The 22,682-nt window shown below is 60.2% G+C and carries 23 protein-coding genes and 1 pseudogene; 7 read left to right on the forward strand and 17 right to left on the reverse strand.

Translation table 11 applies throughout. From position 1 onward, the window contains the following. Positions 1–149 precede the first annotated feature (149 nt). Positions 150–2,045, reverse strand: coding sequence for an ATP-binding protein (locus PVZ80_RS17430; RefSeq protein WP_337960729.1), 1,896 nt, complete (start codon positions 2,043–2,045; stop codon positions 150–152). Positions 2,046–2,648: 603 nt separating this feature from the next. Between PVZ80_RS17430 and PVZ80_RS17435 the strand changes: the two genes are divergently transcribed. Next, on the forward strand, positions 2,649–2,966 hold the full coding sequence (locus PVZ80_RS17435; RefSeq protein ID WP_273864270.1) for a helix-turn-helix domain-containing protein: 318 nt from the start codon (positions 2,649–2,651) through the stop codon (positions 2,964–2,966). Continuing rightward, positions 2,959–4,245: a type II toxin-antitoxin system HipA family toxin gene (locus PVZ80_RS17440; protein WP_273864271.1), complete on the forward strand. Its 1,287-nt coding sequence runs from the start codon at positions 2,959–2,961 to the stop codon at positions 4,243–4,245. The genes PVZ80_RS17435 and PVZ80_RS17440 overlap by 8 nt, the downstream gene beginning before the upstream one ends. A gap of 19 nt (positions 4,246–4,264) precedes the next feature. On the opposite strand, the gene PVZ80_RS17445 is transcribed toward PVZ80_RS17440, so the two are convergent. The 10 genes from PVZ80_RS17445 to PVZ80_RS17490 all read right to left on the reverse strand — a co-directional run bounded on the left by PVZ80_RS17445 (position 4,265) and on the right by PVZ80_RS17490 (position 10,971). Next, entirely contained in the window at positions 4,265–4,705 is a 441-nt protein-coding gene (locus PVZ80_RS17445) for a TIGR03751 family conjugal transfer lipoprotein (protein WP_273864272.1), read from the reverse strand. Further along, positions 4,686–6,140, reverse strand: a complete 1,455-nt coding sequence (locus PVZ80_RS17450) for a TIGR03752 family integrating conjugative element protein (protein WP_273864273.1) — start codon at positions 6,138–6,140, stop codon at positions 4,686–4,688. Before PVZ80_RS17450 ends, PVZ80_RS17445 begins: the two co-directional genes overlap by 20 nt. Beyond that, positions 6,130–7,011, reverse strand: coding sequence for a TIGR03749 family integrating conjugative element protein (locus tag PVZ80_RS17455; RefSeq protein ID WP_273864274.1), 882 nt, complete (start codon positions 7,009–7,011; stop codon positions 6,130–6,132). Before PVZ80_RS17455 ends, PVZ80_RS17450 begins: the two co-directional genes overlap by 11 nt. After that, positions 7,008–7,691, reverse strand: coding sequence for a PFL_4703 family integrating conjugative element protein (locus PVZ80_RS17460; protein WP_273828477.1), 684 nt, complete (start codon positions 7,689–7,691; stop codon positions 7,008–7,010). The genes PVZ80_RS17455 and PVZ80_RS17460 overlap by 4 nt, the downstream gene beginning before the upstream one ends. Next, on the reverse strand, positions 7,688–8,077 hold the full coding sequence (locus tag PVZ80_RS17465) for a TIGR03750 family conjugal transfer protein (protein WP_273828478.1): 390 nt from the start codon (positions 8,075–8,077) through the stop codon (positions 7,688–7,690). The genes PVZ80_RS17460 and PVZ80_RS17465 overlap by 4 nt, the downstream gene beginning before the upstream one ends. Then, positions 8,077–8,439, reverse strand: a complete 363-nt coding sequence (locus tag PVZ80_RS17470; RefSeq protein ID WP_273864275.1) for a TIGR03745 family integrating conjugative element membrane protein — start codon at positions 8,437–8,439, stop codon at positions 8,077–8,079. The genes PVZ80_RS17465 and PVZ80_RS17470 overlap by 1 nt, the downstream gene beginning before the upstream one ends. A 19-nt stretch (positions 8,440–8,458) precedes the next feature. After that, the gene (locus PVZ80_RS17475) at positions 8,459–8,692 is read right to left on the reverse strand and encodes a TIGR03758 family integrating conjugative element protein (protein ID WP_273828499.1); all 234 of its coding nucleotides are present in this window, start codon (positions 8,690–8,692) and stop codon (positions 8,459–8,461) included. Continuing rightward, the gene (locus PVZ80_RS17480) at positions 8,692–9,036 is read right to left on the reverse strand and encodes an integrative conjugative element protein, RAQPRD family (protein ID WP_273864276.1); all 345 of its coding nucleotides are present in this window, start codon (positions 9,034–9,036) and stop codon (positions 8,692–8,694) included. Before PVZ80_RS17480 ends, PVZ80_RS17475 begins: the two co-directional genes overlap by 1 nt. Before the next feature lie 402 nt (positions 9,037–9,438). Beyond that, positions 9,439–9,876: a hypothetical protein gene (locus PVZ80_RS17485; RefSeq protein ID WP_273864277.1), complete on the reverse strand. Its 438-nt coding sequence runs from the start codon at positions 9,874–9,876 to the stop codon at positions 9,439–9,441. Positions 9,877–10,143: 267 nt separating this feature from the next. After that, positions 10,144–10,971 carry an alpha/beta hydrolase gene (locus tag PVZ80_RS17490; protein WP_273864278.1) on the reverse strand — a complete coding sequence of 276 codons (828 nt, stop codon included), beginning with the start codon at positions 10,969–10,971 and terminating at the stop codon, positions 10,144–10,146. 315 nt (positions 10,972–11,286) lie between these two features. On the opposite strand from PVZ80_RS17490, the gene PVZ80_RS17495 reads away from it, so the two are divergent. Together PVZ80_RS17495 and estP are read left to right on the forward strand one after the other, a co-directional pair. Then, entirely contained in the window at positions 11,287–12,297 is a 1,011-nt protein-coding gene (locus PVZ80_RS17495; protein WP_273864279.1) for a helix-turn-helix transcriptional regulator, read from the forward strand. 450 nt (positions 12,298–12,747) lie between these two features. Then, positions 12,748–14,658 (forward strand): esterase EstP, encoded by a 1,911-nt coding sequence (estP, locus tag PVZ80_RS17500; RefSeq protein WP_273864280.1) that lies wholly within the window; start codon positions 12,748–12,750, stop codon positions 14,656–14,658. Positions 14,659–14,719: 61 nt separating this feature from the next. Here estP and PVZ80_RS17505 read toward each other — a convergent pair whose 3' ends face one another. After that, complete coding sequence (locus PVZ80_RS17505) at positions 14,720–15,637, reverse strand: LysR family transcriptional regulator (RefSeq protein ID WP_273828485.1); 918 nt, start codon at positions 15,635–15,637, stop codon at positions 14,720–14,722. Positions 15,638–15,748: 111 nt separating this feature from the next. On the opposite strand from PVZ80_RS17505, the gene PVZ80_RS17510 reads away from it, so the two are divergent. The 3 genes from PVZ80_RS17510 (at position 15,749) to PVZ80_RS17520 (ending at position 19,266) form a co-directional block, all read left to right on the forward strand. Beyond that, entirely contained in the window at positions 15,749–16,561 is an 813-nt protein-coding gene (locus PVZ80_RS17510; RefSeq protein WP_273828486.1) for a phytanoyl-CoA dioxygenase family protein, read from the forward strand. An 85-nt stretch (positions 16,562–16,646) separates the two neighbouring features. Then, positions 16,647–17,834 carry a M20 aminoacylase family protein gene (locus PVZ80_RS17515; protein ID WP_273864281.1) on the forward strand — a complete coding sequence of 396 codons (1,188 nt, stop codon included), beginning with the start codon at positions 16,647–16,649 and terminating at the stop codon, positions 17,832–17,834. Positions 17,835–17,922: 88 nt separating this feature from the next. After that, on the forward strand, positions 17,923–19,266 hold the full coding sequence (locus PVZ80_RS17520) for an MFS transporter (protein ID WP_273864282.1): 1,344 nt from the start codon (positions 17,923–17,925) through the stop codon (positions 19,264–19,266). 306 nt (positions 19,267–19,572) lie between these two features. Here PVZ80_RS17520 and PVZ80_RS17525 read toward each other — a convergent pair whose 3' ends face one another. The 5 genes and pseudogenes from PVZ80_RS17525 to PVZ80_RS17545 form a co-directional block, all read right to left on the reverse strand. Then, on the reverse strand, positions 19,573–20,037 hold the full coding sequence (locus PVZ80_RS17525; RefSeq protein WP_273864283.1) for a hypothetical protein: 465 nt from the start codon (positions 20,035–20,037) through the stop codon (positions 19,573–19,575). A 1-nt stretch (position 20,038) separates the two neighbouring features. Continuing rightward, positions 20,039–20,389: a hypothetical protein gene (locus PVZ80_RS17530; RefSeq protein WP_273864284.1), complete on the reverse strand. Its 351-nt coding sequence runs from the start codon at positions 20,387–20,389 to the stop codon at positions 20,039–20,041. 405 nt (positions 20,390–20,794) lie between these two features. Next, a pseudogene (locus tag PVZ80_RS17535) lies at positions 20,795–20,947 on the reverse strand (LysR family transcriptional regulator); the annotation flags it as partial. Positions 20,948–21,014: 67 nt separating this feature from the next. Next, a complete protein-coding gene (locus tag PVZ80_RS17540) occupies positions 21,015–21,740 on the reverse strand; it encodes an SDR family NAD(P)-dependent oxidoreductase (RefSeq protein ID WP_273864285.1) in 726 nt (241 codons plus the stop codon). 14 nt (positions 21,741–21,754) lie between these two features. After that, positions 21,755–22,678, reverse strand: coding sequence for an NAD-dependent epimerase/dehydratase family protein (locus PVZ80_RS17545; RefSeq protein ID WP_273864286.1), 924 nt, complete (start codon positions 22,676–22,678; stop codon positions 21,755–21,757). Positions 22,679–22,682 lie beyond the last annotated feature (4 nt).

Consider the following 22,682-nt stretch of genomic DNA (forward strand, 5'->3'; position numbering starts at 1 on the left):
CGAGGGGTAAAGTATCGACCTATTGTGCTTGCAGCAGTGTCGAACACAGCAAGAACAGGAGCTTTCCTCGGGTCATTTCAGATAGGAACGACATATTCCGTGAAATGGTGGGCAGGGTCATGGCGTTGACTATCAATGCCAGAGCGTTGTCATCGACCTGTCCCCTCGTCAACAGCGGGAGGTCCGGGTGCGTCGAAACGCGCATTGTTTTTGTCGATGAATGCCTCATCCTCGGCGAGATTTGGTTCAAGAGCGACTGGAAGCGTACGTGCGTCGTCGATTACTGGCTCTAGTCCGCGCTGTACCCGGCTAATGCCTGCGCGGTCTATCAGGAAGCGTTCGCGCCACGCTTCACCACGAGCACGTTTTCCCTCGTTCTCCATGCTGGTGGTGTACCGCATCAGCCATAGGTGCATGTACCACTGGCGCTGTTCGGCGTACTTGATGGTGAGGTCGTGGAAACGCTGGTAGAACGCTTCGTCATGGCCACAATCAAGACTATCGCCCTCGTGTGCGATCTCGTGTTCAACGAGAGAGAAGATACGGGTGACGGTTGTGAGCGGGTGGGATTTGAGGTGCTGCACCACGTTGGTGTTGATTGCGATGTAGCTATGCCCGTCAGTCCATGCTTCGGCACTGGTCGACTGGCCCAGGAAGACCTGCAGCGCTTTCCCGCCCCGCACGGTCGGGCCGCGAAAGCGATTGCCCCCGGTGCAGACGGCGACATAGTGCGGGAGTACGCCGCGTAGGGCCATCCAGGCGCGCCGTGTTTCCTTGTCCAGCGCATCACGCTCGCTCACGAGCGCGGTGTGCTCGACGTAGGCGGCGCTCAGCGTCGCGAACGCGATCAGCTCGGGCAGATAGAGCCTGCCGAGCCCCCAGAACCGGGTGTGGTTCTTGGCGACGTCGTCGCGAAGATTGGCATGGATGCGATCGATGCACTCCAGCAGATCGCCTGCGTTGTAGCAACCGAAGCGCTCAAGGGTCTTGGGGTGGACGATGACGGCAATACCGTCGCGCGCAATGGCCTCACCTTTGGGCACATCGAAGCCGTCTTCCACCACCGAAAACGCCCCGACCGGTTGCTTACCCTGGCTGGAGCGGCACCTGCGCAAAAAGTTCTCCAAGGAGATGTGACGCTTTCCCGGGAGAATGGTGATGACCTCTTCAGTGGTGTAGATATTCGCGATGAGGGGATCGCCAGCCAGCAGTGCGCGAGCAGACTTCTCGCGCCGGGCCTCGGTCTTGCGGTGGTTGCCCAGGCGTGAGTTGATGGCATCGGCCATCTGCCTGAACTGCCTGGCGATGGCCTTCCAGACCGGGCAGGTCTTGCGCAGGATCTCGGTACGGGACACGTTGAGGCTGATCGCCTGCTTCGACACGATGAGGCCACCGGCGCCCCAGAGGTGGCCGGGGTCGTGGCGAACAAGCACGCCCTGGTTGTAGATCGAGACGGCTCCGTCTTCCTTCACGCGGTACCAGGCGAAATCGTCTTCCGCATCCCATTTCTCGTCGTGAGGATCCCGGGTAATCAGGCGGCCGTTCAACTCCACGCGGATCGGGGTGTAGCGAACCAGGTCGCGGATCTCTTGCAGGACCGACATCAGCTCCGAATCGCTGAGCTCGTCATACCAACAGCCGGCAATGGCGCAGCCCAAGCAAGAGTCTGACAGCTCGTCGAGATCATAGTTGTAGCCCATGGCCCGCGTATCGACTGTCATTTTCCAGGCGCTGGAGCGCCAGACCGTACTGGCATGCGCCATGATCTGGCCGCGGCCGAGCCGGAACCGGCCGTATGTCGAGTCGCCTTCTGCATGTGGCGTGCCGAAGCGACCAAAGTAGCGAACGACATCCTCGCGAGTGGCAAATCCCTTGCCATCGTCGCTGCATTCGAAACCGGCTTTGCTGAGGGTAAGCCGTACGGCCTTCGCGTGGGCATCGACCGAGTTCATCAGGAGCTCGATGAGGGCCTTACCGATGGAGCCCGCTTGGCTGTATACGATGTGGTGGATGATCTGCGGGTCCAGCTCGAACGGAAGCAGCATTTAACCTCCTCGTTTCTCTTCAGGTCCCATCTCGGCCTTGATTGCCTCTACGCTGCATCAGGCGGCAGCGTGCAACCAGCCAGCGGGAGTGCGTCAGTAGCCTTCCAAGCACTCACCCGGCCGGGCGGTGCGCGGCGCAGTGCTGGCGAGCATCAAGCAGCCGGCGTTCTGCCTGGCCGCCGGCAACACTTCCGCGGCTTCCCGGTCCCATACATCGAGCATCGTGCTGCTGTGCGGAAGCAGGGCCTGAGGTGGCTCAGTCCAGGTGCCGGTGGGCTCTGGTGTCTGGCCGGGCCCAGCAGGGAGGCTGATTGTCACGATCGCGATACCGGTGGTGGATGTTGGTATCGCCCAGTCTCGTCGGCAGGCCTGTGCCGTGCCCCCAACAATGTGTTTCTGGACTGCCCCGGATAGTCCGGAGCAGCCTGGGAGGGTTCGATGGCCTCGCCCTGGGGGCTGATCAAATAACTCCCGTATGCTGTGGCTGTTCAGCCATATCCGCCGATAAATCACAGAATGTGGGAATTAGGCGACTTGAACGGAAGTCGGGTTAATTCTATAATTCTGTGTACTAACTGGCATAGAAGGGGGCATAGGCACACTATGCTGGATTTAAGCTTTAGCAAACCGAGTGAAGTCGTCAAGCGGCTCTGCGAGCGCTTGCGCACAGAGCGTTTGGCTCTGGGCATGACCCAGGCCGATCTGGCCGGGCGTGCCGGCATCGGGGCCAACACCGTGTCGAACCTGGAAGCCGGGCGCAATGTTGGTTTCGAAGCCGTGGTCCGGGTGGCGATGGCGCTCGGCCGCGTCAAGGAGCTCGAAGGTCTGTTCCTGCCAAAGCTGGACAGCATCGAGGACATTCTGCGCTACGAGAAGACCTCAAAGCGCCTCCGTACCAAGAAGAGGCCCAGCAATGCTTGAGCAGGTGAATGTCTTCTACGAGGGCTGGGGAGAACGATGGCTTTGGGGCACGCTGGTCTCCACGACCGCCCTCACCGGTCGCCCACTGATCGTGTTCGAGTACAGCAACCAGGCCAGGCAAAAGGGCCTGGAGCTGTCGTCGTACAAGCTGCCGCTGGAGGGTACCCAGTTGCGGCGAGATTTCCCAGACCATCAGTTGCAACTGCCGGGACCCGTCTATGACTCCTTGCCCGATGGGTGGGGCATGCTGCTGATGGACCGTATGTTTAGGCGCCGTGGGCTCACCACGGCGCGGATTGGCGCCCTGGAGCGGTTGGCCTATATCGGTAGCAACGCGATGGGGGCCATGACGTTTGAACCCGTCGCACCCGAAGGCGAAGCGCCGGATGTCCATATCCCGCTGGAACAACTTGCTGCTGAAGTGCAGGAGGTGCTCCATGGCGAGGGTGGTGAGTTCCTGCAGACGTTGCTGCTGGTTGGCGGCTCGCCCCAAGGTGCAAGACCCAAGGCTCTGGTCTATCGCGACCCGCAATCCGGCGGGTTCACCACGGCCGTCGTGCCAGGCTTCGAAGCCTGGCTGGTCAAGTTCCCAGCCAAAGAGGAGCACCCCGAGGTGTGCGCCATCGAGATGGTCTACGCGGAATGCCTGCGCAGGTGCGCCATCGAGACTCCGGACACGCAGTACTTCAGTTTGCCCAATGGCCTGGCAGCGTTCGCCAGCAGACGCTTTGATCGCCATGATGGACAGCGCGTGCCCATGCAGAGCCTCGCCGCCTTTACGGGGGCCAACTACCGGACGCCGGGGACGCTGGATTACTTCAGTTTCATGCGGGCAACACAGATGTGCACGAACGACGTGCGAGAAATGGCGGTGGCCTTCGAGCGCGCCGTCTTCAACGTTGCCTTCAACAATCGAGACGATCACCCCAAGAACTTCTCCTACATCATGGCGCCCGATGGTCAGTGGAGACTGGCGCCGGCCTACGATGTGACCTTCTGCGAGGGGCCGCAGGGATACCACCAAATGGACGTGATGGGAGAGGCGGTATCGATTTCCCGCGTGGAGATGCTTCGGCTTGCCGAGGAAGCCGAAGTGCCCCAGGACGTTGCGGGGAGGCGAATCGATGACATTTGCGAAGTGGCCAGCCAGTTCACAGACATCGCCGATCACATGTATCCGCGGCTTATTACTCGAGATACGTTGCGCATGATCCAACACCGCATCGACGCGAACGTGGCGCTACTGCGGCAGGGGCACAGGGCGCGCGGTCGCCGGTGAAGATGAGCCGGCGAACGGTTCAGTAGTCATCCAGCCGTTCGCCCGGTAGCGCGTACTGCACACGCTGGTACAGCGGGAACACCGTGGAGTACCCGGGGACCGGCACCGGATCAGTCCCGGCCAGGTGCGGGAACACATACATGACAAGGTCCGGGTTCGGCAGCCGGTGGAATTGGCGGTAGATTTCGTTCTGCGCTGTGCGGGTATAGGTGCTGCCGTCGATTGCCGCGGAACCTTCTGCGGGCAGTGGACGGCGCAGTTGCTGGCGAGCATCCAGCAGACGCCGTTGTGCCTGGCCACCGGTGGCGCTGCCGCCGGTCTCCTGGTCCCACACATCGAGCATCGTGTTGCTGCTGTGTGGGAGCAGCGATTCTTTGTTCGTAGCGCAGCCAGCCACCAGCAACAATGCCACCAGTAGTCCCAGGTGTTTACCCAAGCGCTTAGTCCAGATCGGGTGCATGCGAACCTCCTGCGCGGTAGTCGACCCGGCGGCCTTTGGGGTCGTAGTCGATGTTGATCGGGCGCTCCAGGTGCACGGCGACCCGGGCACCGGGCTGCACGTACACTGCAGCGAAGGCCTGACCATATAGTTTGTTGACCCACTCGGACATGCCTTGCACGCCACTGGCGAGGATGCGGCCCATGGCCTCGTTGCCCGAAATCCCCACGGTGCCCAACTGGCCGTCGCTGCCGGCGACCATGGCGACGTTGCCGTTGTCGGATTTGATGAGCGATGCAGCACCAGCACCGGCGGCGGTGATCAGTGCTTGAGTACCCAGATATTGCTGCGCGTTGCTACGGCGTTCGCCACTGACACAAGGGATCCCGTACGGATCGCTGATCCAGCCCAGGCTGCCATCGGTATTCACGCCGCTGGCGCCCTCGCTATTGCCACTGCTGCTGTTGTCATCCTGGTCGTTGCGGTCGGTGCTCGGGACGGTGCGTACCGTTCCGTCCCTGAATACAAATGTCATCGTGCGGATGTTCCCCCGCACGCACGAGAGCGTCCAGTCGCCAGACGCCGTACCGCTGACAACCGCACCCACCACATCAGGCAGGTCGATGCCATTGGCAGTGAGGTTGTCCGGACCGATCAGCACCTTGAACGGGAATGGGTCATTGACTGTCCCATCCACCGGCACTCGGCCGATCAGCGCGGTCATGGCGATCGAGCCCATCAGCGTCGAATTCGACGGCAACGTATAGACAGGCTTGAGCCTGCTTGCTTTGTCCAGGTCGCGATCCCGGTGGCGAATGGTCTCGCCTGGCTGTTCCAGCACCGTCTGGCCGGGTCCGAAACTGGTCGGGAAGCTCGCAGCTTTAGCGCCAGGGCCGCGTCCAGCCGTACCTTCTGTCGGGCGGGCATCCTCGGGCTCGATCCAGCGCATACCGCCACTGAAGCCCTTGCCGTCGCCGGTCTCCAGGCCCAGGCCGACCGGCAGGTCCGTCTGGCTGCTAACGCCGGCACTCAGGCCGTCCATGCGCCGCTGCAATTCCTGCAAGATGCCCGCAGTCTGGGTCTTCTCGCCCTCGATCGCCGAGCGCTCGTCCTGCAGGCGTTGGCGCTCCGTATCGAGCGCGCCCTGGATCCGTTGCTCGATCGTGGCCTCGCGCGCCCGCAGGCGTTCGTTCTCTTCCTTCTGCTGCTTGTTGTCTCCCAGTGCGCCCTGCAGTTCCGTCCGTAGCTGCTTGACCTGGCCGACTAGGGTGGCGACGGTGTCGCGCGGAGTATCACCTTCAATACCGAGAGCCTTCATCTCTTCCTGCGTCAGTCGCGGCCCGCTCTCGGTCGCATCGTCGGCCTGGCCACGCCCGCTGAACAGCTTCACGCCCACGACCAGCACCAGCAGCACGAGAGGGAGGACCAGCCACTTCAAGAGGCGGTTACTTTTCATGACCACCTCCTGCATCAGGCGTCGGCAGGTTCAGCGATGCGTCAAACTTGCTGATCGCGGGCAGCAGCGACTCTGCGAGACCATGGCCACGCGTCACGAGGTACACGACTGTCGTGTCGCTGGGCTGCCCGATGGGCCCCAGGTCAGGGTGCTGGAAGGTTGCCGCGACAAAGTCACCCTGCAGCGTGCGCGGGTCGAGTGCCAATGTGCTGGGCGAGGTATTGCGTAGACGCACGGCGGTCACCCAGAAGTCCTCCAGGCGCCAGGCCGCCAGCGCACGGGCATGCACTGGCAGTGACGGCAGCAGTGACCCGAGCGGCAGGTCGCGGCGCAGGTTGACCCGGCCAATGCTGTTCACGGGCTCGACGGTGCGTAGTGGGGCGAACAGGTTCTGCGCAGCGTAGCGGGTCAGCACCACTGGGACGGGTGTTTCCCGTGCGATCTGCTGGGCTGTTTCGTTCTCCTCGCGGTCTTCGCCACGGGCGGCAGTGTCGGCGTTTCCATAGCGTTTTGACGTGTTGTCACCCTCTACGATGCGCACAGGCTCCAACGCAGCCTGATCCTTGCGTGGCTCCGTCGCAGCGATGTCCAAAAGGATCAGTGCGCCGGTGTCGGCGTCTTGCAGCTGCAGGCGTGAGGGCTCGATGACCTCATTCGCCCGCAGATAGATGGCGCCGCCGGCACTCTGCACGCGCAGCTTGCCGCTCAGTTCCGCGGGCACGCCGACGCGCACATTGCGGTCGATGAACACCACGCGCTCCTGGTCCACCAGCAGCGGAACGGCTAGTGGCATGCGCTCCCAGCGCAAAATCTCGACCGCCTGCGCTGAGAGCGGCAGACTGATGGCAAGCAGGATGAGCAGACGCGTCATGGCGTGGCTCCTTCAATGATCATCGCCTTGGAGGGGGCAGCCTCTGATGTCGCAGCGATGGAAATGCGCTGTGGCGGCTGGCTGTAGCAGTCCAGCGCCAGGCCGAACGGATTGCGTTCAGGGTCCTGGTCAGAGCGAACCACTTTCAGTGAGTAGCGCACCAGCGCCCGTTTGACCGGCTCTGAGCCGTAGTACTCGTCAGCGTTGAGGTCGAGCGTGACGATCCAGTCCTTGTCTGAAAGCACCTTTACACGCAGGTTCGGGTCGTCACCGTAGCCTCGGCCGGGGATTTCATAGACGCCGCGCACCCGCTGACGCAGCTCTCCGGCCACGCGCCGGGATTCGAAATCCTGCTGCAGATAGGCCCGGCAAGCAGGCGTCAGATACCCCGACAGTGCGTGGAGGTTGCGCGGGTAGTCCTCCTCGCCGTTGGTGGGCCAGCGGTGCAGTTGCTGGAAGATGTAGTAAGTGAACGCGTAAACACTTTCAGGCGGTACTTCCCACCATTTTCGGGTGCTGCCAGAGCGCAGGTCCGGAGGCACGTGGATGGTCAGGTCCCGCGGAGCGCTCCACCAGCCGCCGCTTACTACCAGCAGCAGCACGAACAGTGCGCCGACGCCGATGCGCAGCGTCTTCACGTGCGCTGACAGGTGGGCCACTTCGTTCTTGAAACGGCTCATGGCTTGCCCCTGTGCGTGCTCCAGCAGCCGGAGCGCGTGATCAGCAACTGACCACCCAGACGGCCCGCCAGAGCCGGGTAGCCCTGAGCGAGGCGCCACAGCAACTGACGGTGTAGCCAGGTCTCAGGCCTGCCGCGCTTGAGCCGCCGCAGGACACCGCCTCCGATGAACACCCCGGCGGCGACGCCGCCCACGATCAGGGTGGGCACCATGGCGATGCTGCCAACCAACCAGGCCAGCGGAACACCCGCCAGCAGGCCGGCCACGCCGGACAGGCCCGCGCAGATCCACAGTTCGTCCGCAGTCAATCCCCTCACGACCACTGGCTGGCGATTCAACCGATGCGGAAGAAACGCCACGGTGCCGTCCTGCCCCTGGCTGCCCATCACAGCACACCCGTACCCTGGGTCAGGAGCCAGATACCAACGACCAGCAGCATCGCACCCACCGCCACGGAGAGACCAAACTGCCCCCACGTGGCGCGCCCGGTATGAATTTCCGAGTAGCGGGTGTAGGCGTGGTAGCAGACGCCCAGGAACATCGCTGCCACCACGATCAAGGCCACCAGCATCACGATGTCATAGCCGTAGTTCTGTAGGGTTTGCAGGATGCCCTTGCCCTCACCGCGTGACGGCGCATCCATCTTCGGCAGACCAGAAGAAAGGGCATCAAAGGCCAACAGTGGTGTGCCCGCGAGAGCGGTCAAAGCGGCCGCGCGAGATGATGTGAATGAGTGCTTGAACTTCATATCAGATGCCTTTGTTGAACTACCGGAGAAGGAGGTACCCGAGCACGAGGTACACCGCGAGAAAGCGCACGATCACGGCGAGGAACTGGCGTTGATTGAGGCGCTGCTCAGACCAGCCTACGTAGGCGGTGCGCATGGCCCATACGCCCCAGAGCAACAGAGTTGCGAACAGCAGTCCGAGCAGCAGGGTCGAAAGCACGCCAGGGTCGATACCGCCGTTGGCCTTGAATGCAGCGTTTTGAGCAGCGGTCATCATGGTGCCCCCTTGTCCCTAGACTCCCGGCGGTAGTCACCCCGCAATTCGACAGGGTCGCGTGGTTGCGCACGGGTCGGCGCCAGGTACTCCTGGATGCCGTCTCGAATGCGGTGCAGGTCTTCGCGCAGACGGGTGTAGTCGAAGTGGTAGCGGCGGCCGGTCGGTGTGTACCCCTTAGCGGCCAACGCTGCACTGTGATCAACCTGGCGCTCCAGGCCATCGAACTGGCGCATCAGTACGGCCAGTTCAGCTCGCAACTCAGCCTCACCGGCAGTCGCCAGCGGCGACAGGCAGCCCAGCACAAGCGCAAATAGCCAACGATGGCGGCGGGGGAGATGCATGTTCGCGATTCCAGGTTGAGGGGAATGGCGAAAGAGTCGTGCGGATCGGTTCCCGGCGCCGTAATCAATCGGAACGCCGGCGTATCCGGATTGTTTGGTAAGGGCAGCCTTCGATGAGGCAAGGACTACTACGGGGGCTGCTTGTACTGAGCGCGGCTCAAAAAAAAGCCCGCTGGGGACGGGCTAAGGGATTTGCTTTCACCAGGATTTGGACGTCTCCAGGAAGCGAGCAGGTGCGGAGAGTCTGCGAATGGGAGCAACACCAGCGGACTCAATGCCCCACCCCCAAGCCATCGTCAGCTCAGCGAGCCAGTCGTGCTCAGATCGAATCGGCAGCAGCCAGTCCGAGAGAAGATTGCTGCTACGGTGATCCGATGCGCCGGAGGTCCATGGCACCACGAGTTAGCGGATGCTGCGAATGTTGCCTTTGTTGCCTTTAACGGTTACGGAGACCTTTTTGAAGACGAAGTAGTTCTCTTCGCTTACTTCATAGCGAGGAGCAACGATCAGGTCTGCCCCGGAAGACTTGACGGCCTTGAATGCCGCGGCGGATTTGACCGAACTAACCGGATCCAGGCCCAGGCCACCCAGAGCACCACTGCTTTCACCGCCGTATGCCACACCGTCGGCAAACTGGCTATCGCCACCGAACTGCAGGAAGCCAAACAGGATGTTGACCGACGACTGTCCCGAGATTGCTTCGCCCACCGCGACGTCAGCCTTCAAGTCGGCCTTGACCTGGCTGTCGATTGGTGACGACGGCTGGCTGATGTTGTAGCTGGTGCAACCAGAGGCTGCGACAAGAGTCGACAATGCGAGGAGTTTGAGAATCGCTTTCACATGTACTTCCTTCTGCTTGTATGTAGATGCATCACCGCTGGATGCATTGCCCCAAAAATAGGGACGAGCAAAATACCGATGGCCATTCAAAATTGAGATGAGATCAATCCTGATAATCAAAGGAAGTATCCGAAGATGAATTTGAGTTCATCAGTTGCCACGCTCTTTGACCCTTCGTCGTGGCCGACTGGCCTGGAGAGAAACTTGCCCGCCGGTGATGGACCTACACTCATCGTCGTGCGCCAGTGCAGCCCATGGTGTGCGGTATCAACGTCCGGCGATTCTCACAAGCGCTTTTGCGAGGCTGCCGTCTTGTAAAGCGAGTGTCTCGAGTATCGAAAAGTGCGTGCAGCCTGGTACGTGGACCAACTCGACTGTCTCGCCGACGGCCGCACATGCGCCCGCATACTCATCCGAATGACGCACGAGTTCCGGTAGTTCCGCATCACCAACGGCGACTGCCATGGGCACACCCTTATCGATATGCCTGATTGGACTGAATGCATCGATCTCCCACCTCGACAGCTTTAGTTTGTCGTTGAGCCATGACAAGCTGATAGGTTCCAGGTCGACAAGGGCACTGATTGGCAGCGCACTCGTCACGACCGGATGCCCGCGATACAAGGCAGTAAGGTGGCCTCCGGCCGAGTGACCGCTCAGCACGAGCGCCCGCTTTCCTATCCCGAGCGCATCGTGATCGGCCGCAAGATGATCAAGCAGGCGACCGGTTTCACCGACAATCTGCGTCATCGACGCGTCAGGTGCCAGTGTGTACTCAGCGAGTACAACGTTGAACCCGTTTGCGAGTGGGCCGCTTGCGATGAAAGCGAAATCTTCTTTCGTACAGTTCTGCCAATAGCCGCCGTGGATGAATACGAACGTTGGCGCATCAGGCTGCCCACATTCGATCCAGTCATAGCGCTCACGGGAGCTGTCGCCGTAAGAAAGGTCACGACGGCACGACTCGCGCTCGTAGAGTTTCGCGCTGCGCATCTGAAAGTCGGCCAGTACAGCTGGAAAATCAGGGATGGCTGCGACGTTGTTGTAAGCAGCGTCGAGCGCTGCGCGGTTCATGCCGCGATATAGCGTTGTCATGTTCATGTCCTCATAGGTTCGCTTTTTGAGTGCGAGGGCTGAATAAGCCCTGGCCCTTTGCCGCGAATCGTCTGGCTGGTACTGGAAGAGCGGATATCCCACAATTGGAACGCGCGGGAAGCAGAGTCGGTATGATGCTCTTGGAGTGACGTCCGGCCCGGGCATTCAGTTGCGCTGCGAGACCAGGCGTTGCACCCACCCCCATCATTCCCGGAACATTTGTGGGTGGCTATCGCAGTTGCGCCGCTGATATCGAATGAGCGCCATTTTTCGTTTTCCGTGAAAAAGGCCTCCCGCACTACCAGGAGACCCGAGATGAACGACTGGCGCTCCCGCCTGAATCCTCCGACATTGCAGTTCCCGCCGCTCTTTCCCGGTAGCGACATTCCGCGTAGCGCGCTGCTGTTTCAGTCCGACGATCTTGAGCTGGCCCGGATGAAGATTGGCCGCGTCTATCGCCCGTATCGATTTACGGCCAGCGAGCGCCGAACGATGCCTGTCACCATGTTCAAATTGGACGGTGATGGCATGGCACTGACATGGTTCGCGTATGGGACCGATATCTCTATCCGGCCTGAGATTTGCGGTGACTTTGCACTCGTTCTTACCACCCTGGCGGGTCATTCGGAAGCCCGCAGCGGGCCGGTCTATCATGTAGGCAGGGCCGGGTCGACGGTGTTGGTTGCGTCGGATGCGCGATCGGAATTCCGCTACAGCGCGGAGAACGTTCAACTGGGCGTGCGAGTCGATGCACGCCGAATCGCGGACATCTGGCGCAGCATCGCGAGGCGTGAACCGCCTTTGGCAGTGCCAGTGCCAGCGCTGTTTGATGCGGCGCGGCGCGACCGCTGGCTTGCCTCGGTTCAGTTGGTCAGGCAGCTACTCGACCCTGACACACCGGCAGCGCTCAGAGCGATGCAGCTCCCGCGGGCAGAAGAGATCCTGTTGATGAGCCTGGTCGGCGAACAACTGACTGACGCGGTGCCGGCAGAGCGCGGCCTTGCAGCCGCCTGCGTGAGACGCGCCGTTGCGTTCATCGAGGAACACGCGGAACGACCGCTGACGCTGACCGACATCGCGGAGGCATCGCATTGCAGCGTTCGTACCCTTCACCGTGCATTCCAGCAATGGCGAGATGTTGGCGTCATGCGCTATCTGAAGGATGTGCGTCTGGGGCGCGTCAGAATGGCATTGCAGGATCCTGACGAAATGTCGTCAATCACCGAGATCGCAACGCGCTGGGGATTTTCCCATCTCGGGCAGTTCGCCACGGACTATCGGAAGATGTTCATGGAGCGACCTTCCGACACCCGGGTAAAACGCTAGCCTTCACTCGTTACGGCGCCCGCTGCGTGGCGCAGGATCGCCAACAGATGCAACGTTGACAACAAGCCATAGTCCGCACTGCTTCCCTCCACGGACACGCCTGCTTGGACGCACCGCATGATGCCGCCAGAGAGGTATGCCGGCGGATCGTTATTGAATTGCACTATTCAGCCCGGCCCCACTAGCACTTGAAGGTCCTGGCTGCTTTTCGTCTGACGCATTTCTATCAGAACAATCTGAATTTCGATCCCCTTGCGTTTTGCGAGATCGGGATCAGGCATCCTATTTTTGCATTTCTCTTGCCGGGCACAGTCTTGGAAAGCGAGCGCGCCTGCACTTTGTGGAGCGCAGTGGTCAGCAAGCAGGTGACGTAGCCTGTGGCTACATCCGGGAAGAGAGAGCCGTTGACACTACCGTTTCACTCCCTACAACAAGAAGACGGACTTGTTCATGATCAAGAAGACGTTGTTTGCACCGCTCGCCAGCAGCCTTCTATCTTTGGCCTGCGCTCAAGCGATCGCATCTCCTTCTCCCTACTCGAGCTTTGTCGTCTTCGGCGACAGCCTCAGCGATGCCGGGCAATTCGCCGATCCCGGCGGTCCCGCAGGAGCCACCCTACGCGCGACCAACCGCACCGGCCCGGTCTACCTGGATGGCAGCGGGGAAGTCTATTCCGCCAACGCAACCCAATTGCTCGGCGCCAAGCTGGGCTTCTCCGAAGACCAGCTCGCCGCCTCGACCTCGTCCACACGCGCCAGAGAAGGTCAGCCTGACGGCAACAACTGGGCCGTCGGCGGCTATCGCACCGATCAGATCCTCGATTCGATTACCGGTACCTCGGTCGCAGGCGACCGTAGTCGCCCCGGCTATCTGCCGGCCAACAACTTCCGAGCCGACCCGAAAGCCCTGTACTACCTGACGGGAGGCGGCAACGACTTCCTCCAGGGCCGGATCACCAATCTCGACCAGGCCAACGCTGCGGCAGGCCGCTTGGTGGGCAGTTTGCAAGCCCTACAACACGCCGGCGCCCGCTACATCATGGTCTGGCTGCTGCCGGATATCGGCCTGACCCCGGCGATCTATGGTAGCCCGCTGCAAGCTTTCACCTCCCAGCTCAGTGCCCAGTTCAACACCGAGCTGGTCCGACAGTTGCGAGCAGTCGATGCCCAGGTCATTCCGCTCAACATCCCCGTGCTCTTGAAGGAAACCTTCGTCAATCCGGCACAGTTCGGCCTGGCCACCGATCAGAACCTCATCGCTACCTGCTTCAGCGGCAGGGGCTGCACGGAAAATGCTCGATATGGCATTCACAGCGCCACTCCAGACCCGAGCAAGTTGATCTACAACGACGCGATCCACCCCACCGAAGCCGGGCAACGACTGATCGCCGATTACGCATACTCCTTGCTGGCGGCGCCTTGGGAAATAACTCTGCTCCCGGAAATGGCGCACGGTACCCTGCGCGCGCACCAGGATGAGTTGCGCAGCCAATGGCAGGCCGACTGGGAGAACTGGCAGGACGTGGGCCAATGGCGGGCGATTGTCGCCGCAGGTGGCCAGCACCAGGACTTCGACAGCCAGCGCAGCGGGGCCAGTGCCGATGGTAGTGGTTTCAACCTGAATATCGGTGGCAGCTACCGGCTCGACGAGTCCTGGCGAGTGGGTGTATTGGCCGGTGCCTATCGGCAGAAACTCGAAGCGGGTAGCAACGATTCGGACTACAAGCTCAACACCTACCTGGGCACCGCTTTCGTTCAGTACCAGCAAAATCGCTGGTGGGCGGATGCTGCTGCCACCGCCGGGCACCTGGACTACGACAACCTCAAGCGCAAGTTCGACTTGGGCGTCAACGAACGCGTGGAAAAAGGCGACACCGGTGGCGACGTCCTGGCCTTCAGCGCGCGCCTGGGCTACGACATCGCGCAGCAGGCCAGCAGCCCCTGGCACCTGTCGCCGTTCATCAGCGCCGACTACGCGCGGGTCAAGGTCGATCGCTACTCCGAGGACGGAAACGACTCTACCGCCCTGACGTTCGATGATCAGAAGCGCGCTTCGCGGCGACTGGGCGTCGGCCTGCAGGGCAAGTATCAGCTTACCCAGAAAACACAGGTGTTCGGCGAAATCGCCCACGAACAGGAATACGAGGACGATGCCCAGAAGCTCACCATGGCCCTCAACAGCCTGCCGGATAACCGCTACACCCTGGAAGGCTATACCCCGCGGACCAACCTCAACCGCCTGAACCTCGGGGTCAGCCACAAGTTCGCCCAGGACCTGGCCTTACGCGCCAGCTACAACATCCGCAAGGACGATGACTTCACCCAACAAGGTATCAACATCGGGGTCAGCCTCGACTTCTAGAGTACGGAAAATTGAAATTGCTACTCCCGTGAGGAGCCAGTGCTTTTCGCGCGCTAGAAAACTACGGACGCCAGCCGGATCCCGGGGTTTCAGTGAACAACTCCAGGGCTTGTTCGCGCAGGGCGTTCGCTAGCGGTGAATTGCAACGGGCACGTGGCTGGGCCAGAACGATATGCTGCAGCGGCAATGGTTCGGCTATCGGACGGATCGCTAGCGGTTGCCCATCGTAGCTGTGGTCGCCAAAAGGTCTGCTGTAGGCCACGGCTACACCAAAGCCATTGGCCACCAACGCACGCTGGAGCTCGAAGGAATGGGCCCTGCTGATGTTCTGGGGCTGCAGTCCATGGAAGCGAAAGAGATCCAGAAAATGCTGAGAGCTGTAGGCCTGTTCGGTCAGCACCAAGGGATGTTCGCACAGGTCCTTCAGGCTGACTTCGGTTTGACCGGCCAACGGATGTCCGGCTGGCAGCAGTGCATGTGCTGGAAGCTCGCAGAGCACTGTACTCAGCACACCATCCGGCAATCCGAGGTCATAGCTGAGGGCGGCATCCAAGTTGCCATTGCTCAACTGTTTGCTGATTTGGTCGAAGCCGTACTCACGGATCGTCACCTCGACGCCCGGATAGTGCTCCTTGATACCGCGCAACAGCTTTGGCAGGCAGTAAGGTGCAAGATCTTCGAAACAGGCCAGTGTCAACTCACCCGAAAGGGTGTCTTCGTCGCTGCCCAGCTTCTCGAACTCGAGCACGCTGGCCACGATCTGCTGTGCCTTCTCCATCGCCAGTCGACCGAACGGCGTCAGCGTCACGCCCTGGCCGCGCTGGCGAACGAACAAAACTTGCCCAAGGTGTTCTTCCAACTCCTTGAGGGCTGCGGAAACCGCCGGTTGCGACACATTCAGCCGCTCGGCGGCCTGTGTGATATTGCCGTGCCGCGCGACCGCCAATGCACAACGTATATGGCGCAGACTGGTCTTCATAAAAATTTCCGAGGAGTCAGATCGGAACATATTATTTTATTTTATGAAGTGCCTGGGGAATAGTCCAACCGTGGTCGCCTCGATCATGGCGGCCGTAACACAGGAGGCTCTATGAACACGACTGTCACCCCCCAGGTTTCGGCGTCGGATATCGCGACATTCCAACGCGATGGTGCTATCTGTCTACGGGGCATTTTCAAAGACTGGATCGGAGTGATTGCTGATGGAATCGCGCGCAATCAACGAGAACCTGGCCCTTATGCCACCAACGTGGTTGCCGCTGGAGAACCAGGCGGGTTCTTCGATGACTACTGCAACTGGGACCGTATTCCCGAATTCACCACCATAGTGCGTGAATCACCGGCTGCCGCCATCGCTGCGTCAGTTATGCAGTCGCCCAGCGCCCAGTTCTTTCATGACCATGTCCTGGTCAAGGAGCCCGGCACCCAGAAGCCGACACCTTGGCACCAGGACATTCCTTATTACTTCCTCGATGGCGAACAGACTGTCAGCCTGTGGATCCCGGTAGACCCTGTGCGCGAGGCAACATTGCGCCTGATTGCCGGCTCGCACCAATGGCCACAATGGGTGCTGCCGCTGCGCTGGAAGGATGACAGCAGCTTCTACGATGACGTGAGTCGCTATCGGCCGGTGCCAGACCCGGATGTGGAACCCGGCATGCAGGTGCTGGAGTGGGAGATGGAACCGGGGGACGCGGTGTTGTTCGATTTCCGTACTGTGCATGGTGCACGCGGCAACCTCAGCCCGGCGCGTCGTCGCGTGCTTTCCCTGCGTTGGGTGGGGGAGGATGTGCGCTACGCCGAACGTCCTGGAAGAACGTCGCCACCGTACCCGAATCACGATATGCAACCGGGGCAGCGACTGCGCGAGGACTGGTTCCCGCAGATCTGGCCAGAAGCCTGATCGCAATAAGACTGCAAAAAACTACAAGAGCCTGACAGCGTCTCAGCCGACGATCAGGCCGACCATCAGTGCTGAGGAGATAGCCATGCCGTGCCAAATTATTCTGCCTGAGATACGCGAGCTGATGCCCTCTATGGTTGCCCTGCGCCAGCGTCTGCACGCCCATCCTGAACTGAGCTATGAGGAATTTGAGACCAGCCACCTGGTGGCTGAAAAGCTGCGCGAGTGGGGCTATGAAGTGCACCACGGACTGGCCGGTACCGGCGTAGTTGCCACGCTGCGCAAGGGACATGGCATCCGAACCATCGGACTGCGCGCGGACATGGATGCCTTACCGATCACAGAAACTAGCGGCCTGCCCTATGCCAGCCGCCACGATGGCAAGATGCACGCCTGTGGCCATGACGGGCATACCGCGATGCTGTTGGCCGCCGGCCAGTGCCTGGCCGAGAGCATCGACTTCGATGGCATTGTGCGCCTGATTTTCCAGCCCGCAGAGGAGGGATACGTTGGCGCGCAAAAGATGATCGAAGAGGGCCTCTTTGAGCTGTTTCCCTGCGACGCTGTATTTGCCATGCACAATTGGCCGGGTGTGCCCGTGGGTAAGTTCGGTTTCCTGTCCGGACCGTTCATGGCCTCAGCCGATACCGTGACCATACGGATCAACGGCCGCGGCGGCCACGGCGCCATGCCCCAGGACACGGTTGATCCGGTGGTGGCTGCCGCCTCGCTGGTCATGGTGTTGCAGACGGTGGTCGCCCGCAACCTGCCACCCCTGGATACGGGGGTGGTCGGGGTCGGCACGATCCATGGTGGCACCGCATCCTCGGTGGTGCCGACTCACGTTGAGCTGGCCGTAACGGTCAGAGCCCTGAAGGAGACAACGCGGAACCTGTTGTTGCAGCGGATCGAAGCACTGGCCCACGCCCAGGCAGAAGCGTTTGGTGCGACCGCCGACGTGTCGATCAGCCCCAACGCGTTCCCAGTGCTCTACAACCACCCGCGGGAAACTGCCTTGGCACGCTCGGTAGCCTTGGAGTGGCTGGGCGAGGAGGGGCTGGTCGCCGACATGCAGCCGATGACCTGCAGCGAGGATTTCTCTTTCATGCTGCAGGCCTGTCCCGGCAGCTACCTGATCATGGGGAACGGCGAAGGCGCGGAGGGGGGCTGCCTGCTGCATAACTCTGCCTATGACTTCAATGACACCGGTTTGCCCTACGGCGCCAGCTATTGGGTGAAGCTGGTCAGCGCCTTTCTGGATCCGGTCGATTGATCCCTGTCTCCAAGGTTGTCGTTCCGGCCGGCGGCGGTCAGCCCCGGCCCTTCCCGGATGCGTATCCCTTGTCTGCAAGGAGAATGTCATGGCCGTTCTTTCGCAATCCTTGGCGCCGGTTGTGGCGTCGAATCTGCACCTGTCACGCCGGCGAGTCATTGTCGGCACTACCATCGGCAACGCCTTGGAGTTCTTCGACTTCACGGTCTACAGCTTTTTGATGCTGTTCATTGGTCCGCTTTTCTTCCCAGCCGCCTCATCCTATGGTCAGTTGCTGCTTACCACCGCGACCTTCGGTGTGGGCTTCCTGATGCGCCCTGTCGGTGCGCTGCTGATCGGCTCCTACGCGGATCGCTTCGGCCGTCGCTCGGCGATGACCCTGACGCTGTTCATGATGGGGTTGGGCTGCGGCATGATGGCCCTGACGCCGACCTATGCCCAGATCGGAATGGCCGCGCCGCTGGTGATCGTGCTGGCGCGCCTGATCCAGGGGTTTGCCGCCGGCGGCGAAGTCGGAGCGGCAACCACCTTGCTGGTCGAGCATGCACCTGCCTCACAACGCGGCTTCTACGCCAGTTGGCAGTTCGGCAGCCAGTCCCTAGGCATCTTCCTCGGTGCGATCATGGTCGCCGCTCTGGTCGCCGGGCTCGGCACGCAGGCCATGAACGAATGGGGTTGGCGGGTGCCGTTCTTCATCGGCATGCTCACTGCTCCGGTGGGCTGGTACATCCGCAGGCACCTGGAAGATACGCTGGTCGTCGGGCTGTCGCACACCCGCAGCCAGCAGGCCAGAGAGCGGGCGGCGCGCAGCAGTCCGTTGCGCGAGCTGTTCGGCCAGCACAAACTGACCTTGTTCAAAAGCGTGTTGCTGATGCTGGGGGCCATGGTCTCCACCCAGATCATCGCCTTTTACATGCCTGCCTACGCTGCGCGGGTGCTAGGCCTGCCGACCACCTCCAGTCTGATGGCCAGTGTGGTGGTGGGCGCAGTCTGCTTTCTGCTGTCGCCCCTGGTGGGTTGGCTGGCCGATTATTGTGGGCGAAAACGGGTGATCCTGTGCTCGCGCCTGCTCACTCTGGTGGCGATCGTGCCCTGCTTTCAGTGGCTCAATGTTGCGCCCAGCCTGTTCAACCTGCTGTTGATCATTGGGCTGCTGTCGGTGCTACTGACCCTGCAGACCGTACCAGGTATCACCATGCTGCCGGAGATGTTTCCCAAGTCGGTGCGCACCACCGGCATGGCGGCGGCTTACGGTATTGGGGTTTCGGTGTTTGGCGGGTTCGCCCAGTTCTTCGTCACTTGGCTGCTGCAGGTGACCCAGCAGCCTCTGGCGCCAGCCTGGTACATGATGGCGACGGTTGCCATGTCCACCGTAGTGCTGCGCTGGATCCGCGACCGAACCGGCGAGGATATCGACGAGACGTCAGGTTGAGTCTTCCCTATTGCTCGACTGACAAACCGGTAAGCTGACAAAAAACGCAACGCGCACAGCGTGATGACCGCTGAGCCAAACATCGACACAAGGAAAATCCAGATGACAATGACAATGACAATGACAATGGTTGCCGGTGGCCTAACTATCTCTTGCCGCCTCGCTAAGTTGCGGGAGTTCTTCCCGTAAGGTATCGAGTAGAGTGGAACAGAAGCTGGCCTTGTATTGTGCACGCATCGTGGTGACTGCTACACCAGAGTCATCCTTCATAGCTGTGAATTTCGGGCTTTGCAGATTGAAAGAGTGTCAGGCATTAGTCACAGAGAATGCTGACAACCGCGTGCGAAACGCAATGACGCATACGGGGATATCCTCTGGGCGCAGTTCGCCTAGAGGAATTCGGATTCGCTGCGGCTTTTCATCGGCTGGTTGGCCGTGCTTTCGGTAATGCACGACGACCAATTTATCACTCTCCTCGTAGCTGGTGACTTCGCTGTAGAGCACCGTGTGCCATCCAGCGGCAAGGGCGAGCTTAGTTTCGAAATGGTCAGTATCAAACCGGAGATACACGCTTGACCGCCTGAATACTCCTATCGCGATACACACGATAGAGACTGTGAGTACGCCGCTCAGGCCGGCGCCGCCAAAATTTGCCGCCAGGAAAAACGCCATCACTAGAAACGCGCAGCCGAACCCGATCGTCATGTTGGCATGACGGTCAGCCTGAAAGGCGAGGACCGTCGAGACGGGGATCGAGACGTTATCGCCCATCTCACGCACCTCGCGACGTATCTGTTGATGGCGACGCGGACACTGCAGCCGCACGGCGTCGGGCATCCAGATCATCGGCTTGTGGATCGGACTGCATGATTTTGCGGCCTCCCAGGACGCCAAGCAGACCTAACGGAACAAACGGGATCGATCCGATCAAGACTAAAGTGCCGCCAAGCCTCCTCTTGCCCGAACCAGCCAGGATGAGCCCTACCGCGGAGATGGCTAGCAAAGTGACTAGGATCGCTGCGAAGATATGCAGGAAGGTGTCGCCTCCCGCGGCATACTCATTGGCAAGGAAAAACAGCACGATAATGCTGTTGGCTATGACACCAATGATGGCCAAACCCATAAAAAGCTCCTTCAATAAAACAATAATTCTTGTGCTCGCGTGCCAATCAACACCTTGGAGAAACTGCTATCTCGGATTGTGCTGAATGCTATTGCCGTAGCGAAGTCGTGATTGGTTGCTTCTAAAACTAGCGGGGAGTTGGGTGTGGATTTGAATCCGGTTCCGTCTATCGCTCAAAAGGCTTTTCGCATTCGCATACCCAGAGCTTAGATTTCGCGTTGTATAGAGCGCCCCTGCAATCATGCACAGCCACAAAGCTCTTGGGTATGAGATTTATCTCGTCTTTTTCGGGATACTTCTGATTGGCCTGGAGGAAAGCTTGCCAGATGGTCTTGCGACAATCGGCTCAGGTCCGGAATTGTTTGTGGGCCGGAATCCAGATTTGCCCCGCCTACACAGCGACTACCCAATGCGGATCTCCAGTTCGCGGATCACAACACTGAGTCGTAGAAGGCTCATGTTCAAGCAAACTTGAGCCGCGGTGAAGCCTTCGGCCTCCACGATCGTGCAGAAGGCACGCAACATTGGCAGATCTACGTCATTCAGATTTCCAAGCATGGACACCTCATGTTTAGCAGGGGGCCCTAGCGTGGTAACGCAGCTCCAACTGTCGAGGCCGAGACATTCACCCGTTCATAACACCGCCACCATTGACCCCGAGCACTTGGCCTGTGGTGAAACTGGCCTTCTCCGAGGACAGGAAGACAACACTGTTGGCAATCTCTTCGGCAGTACCGAGTCGCTGCAGCGGGTACCGAGCAGCCTCTTCATCAATGTAAGCTGCCCCCAAACGCTCAACCATGGGCGTGAGGGTAGCGCCTGGAGCGACCGCGTTCACGCGCACACCCTTCGGCGCCAGCTCTCTGGCCAGCGCCTTGGTGAAAGCTATGACCCCACCTTTCGCCGCAGAGTAATGGCAAAGATTCGCGCAGCCCAGTTGGCCGAGGTCGGATGCGATGTTGATGATTGCACCTTGGCGTTGATTGGTCATAAGACGAGCTGCCTCTTGAGAGAACAGGAAGGTTCCATAGAGATGAACCCGTATCATCATGTCCCATTGCTCGAATGCCATTTGGGCAATTGGCGCTTCGTTCAGAATACCGGCGTTATTGACCAGCACATCCAGTTTCCGAAGCCCACCGAAGGCTCGCTTGACTGTCCCCGGGGCTGACACATCACCCAGAGCTACTCTCACCTCCAAACCCTTTTTCTCAAGCTCCTGCACCAACGACTCCAGTTCATAGCTGAAGCTCAGATCGTTCAATATCGCAGTGTCGCCCGGTTCGGCTAACGCTAACGCGATCGAACGGCCAATACCGTTGGCAGCACCTGTCACAAGATACGATTTCATTGATGAGCTCCACTTCAATAAGGATGGCTTTCCAACCAGTGTGCATAGGTCACAAGACCGTCGCTCAGCCGATACTCGGGGCTGTAGCCAAGTTGTTTCTGAGCAGCGGAGATTTCGAAACGCCCGTTCTCATCTAAGACGTCGATCGTGCCTGGGCCTATGCTGATATCGGCGTTCGGGTAGAGCTGTCGTACGCGGGCGGCCACGTCGGCATAGCTTTCCTGCTCGCCGGCAGTCACGTTGAACACTCGCTGGCTTAGCCGCAGATCGTCTACCGTCGCAGCCAACAGGCAAGCTGCGGCAACATCGGCAACATGGACATACTGCAGACGGTAATCGCCGCCTGAGGACTCAATGAGCGGTTGCCTGTCAATCGCTGCCCTCAGCAAGCTCTTGAGATAACATTGCATGAACTGACCGGGTCCATAGATCCAACCTGGACGCAGCGAGATGACGCTGATCTGGTACAGGTCCGAGTAGACCTGCCCAAGTTTTTCGGTGAACACTTTGGTGCAGCCGTAAGGCGTAGTGGGCTGCAGTGGCGCAGTTTCGTCGATTGTGCCGAGCTCCCGGCTGTGGCCGTAAGCGCACTCGGAGCTGAGGTTTACCACCCGAGGGATTTCGCACAAGCGTGCGGCTTCCAGCACATGAGTGGTGCCCAGAGCATTGGTCATCACGGTCTGGAGCGGGATCCGACGGGAGTCGACTGGGTGCGAGATCGCTGCGGTATGGATCACTGCATCGAAGCGCTGCGCACCGCAGGTATCGAACAGACTGGCCAAATCCACCAGATCACCCTGTCGGTATTGATAACCGGGAGCATCAATAGAACACATCAAGCTGCGGTCATAGCCCACCACGCTGTGCCCTTGCCTCAGCAACTGGTGCACGACTTCTTGCCCAAGAAATCCATTGGCTCCCGTTACAAGAACATTCATGAGG

This window comes from Pseudomonas sp. B3G-3 (assembly GCF_028640915.1).
In the GTDB taxonomy this organism is placed as follows: domain Bacteria; phylum Pseudomonadota; class Gammaproteobacteria; order Pseudomonadales; family Pseudomonadaceae; genus Aquipseudomonas; species Aquipseudomonas chlororaphis_I.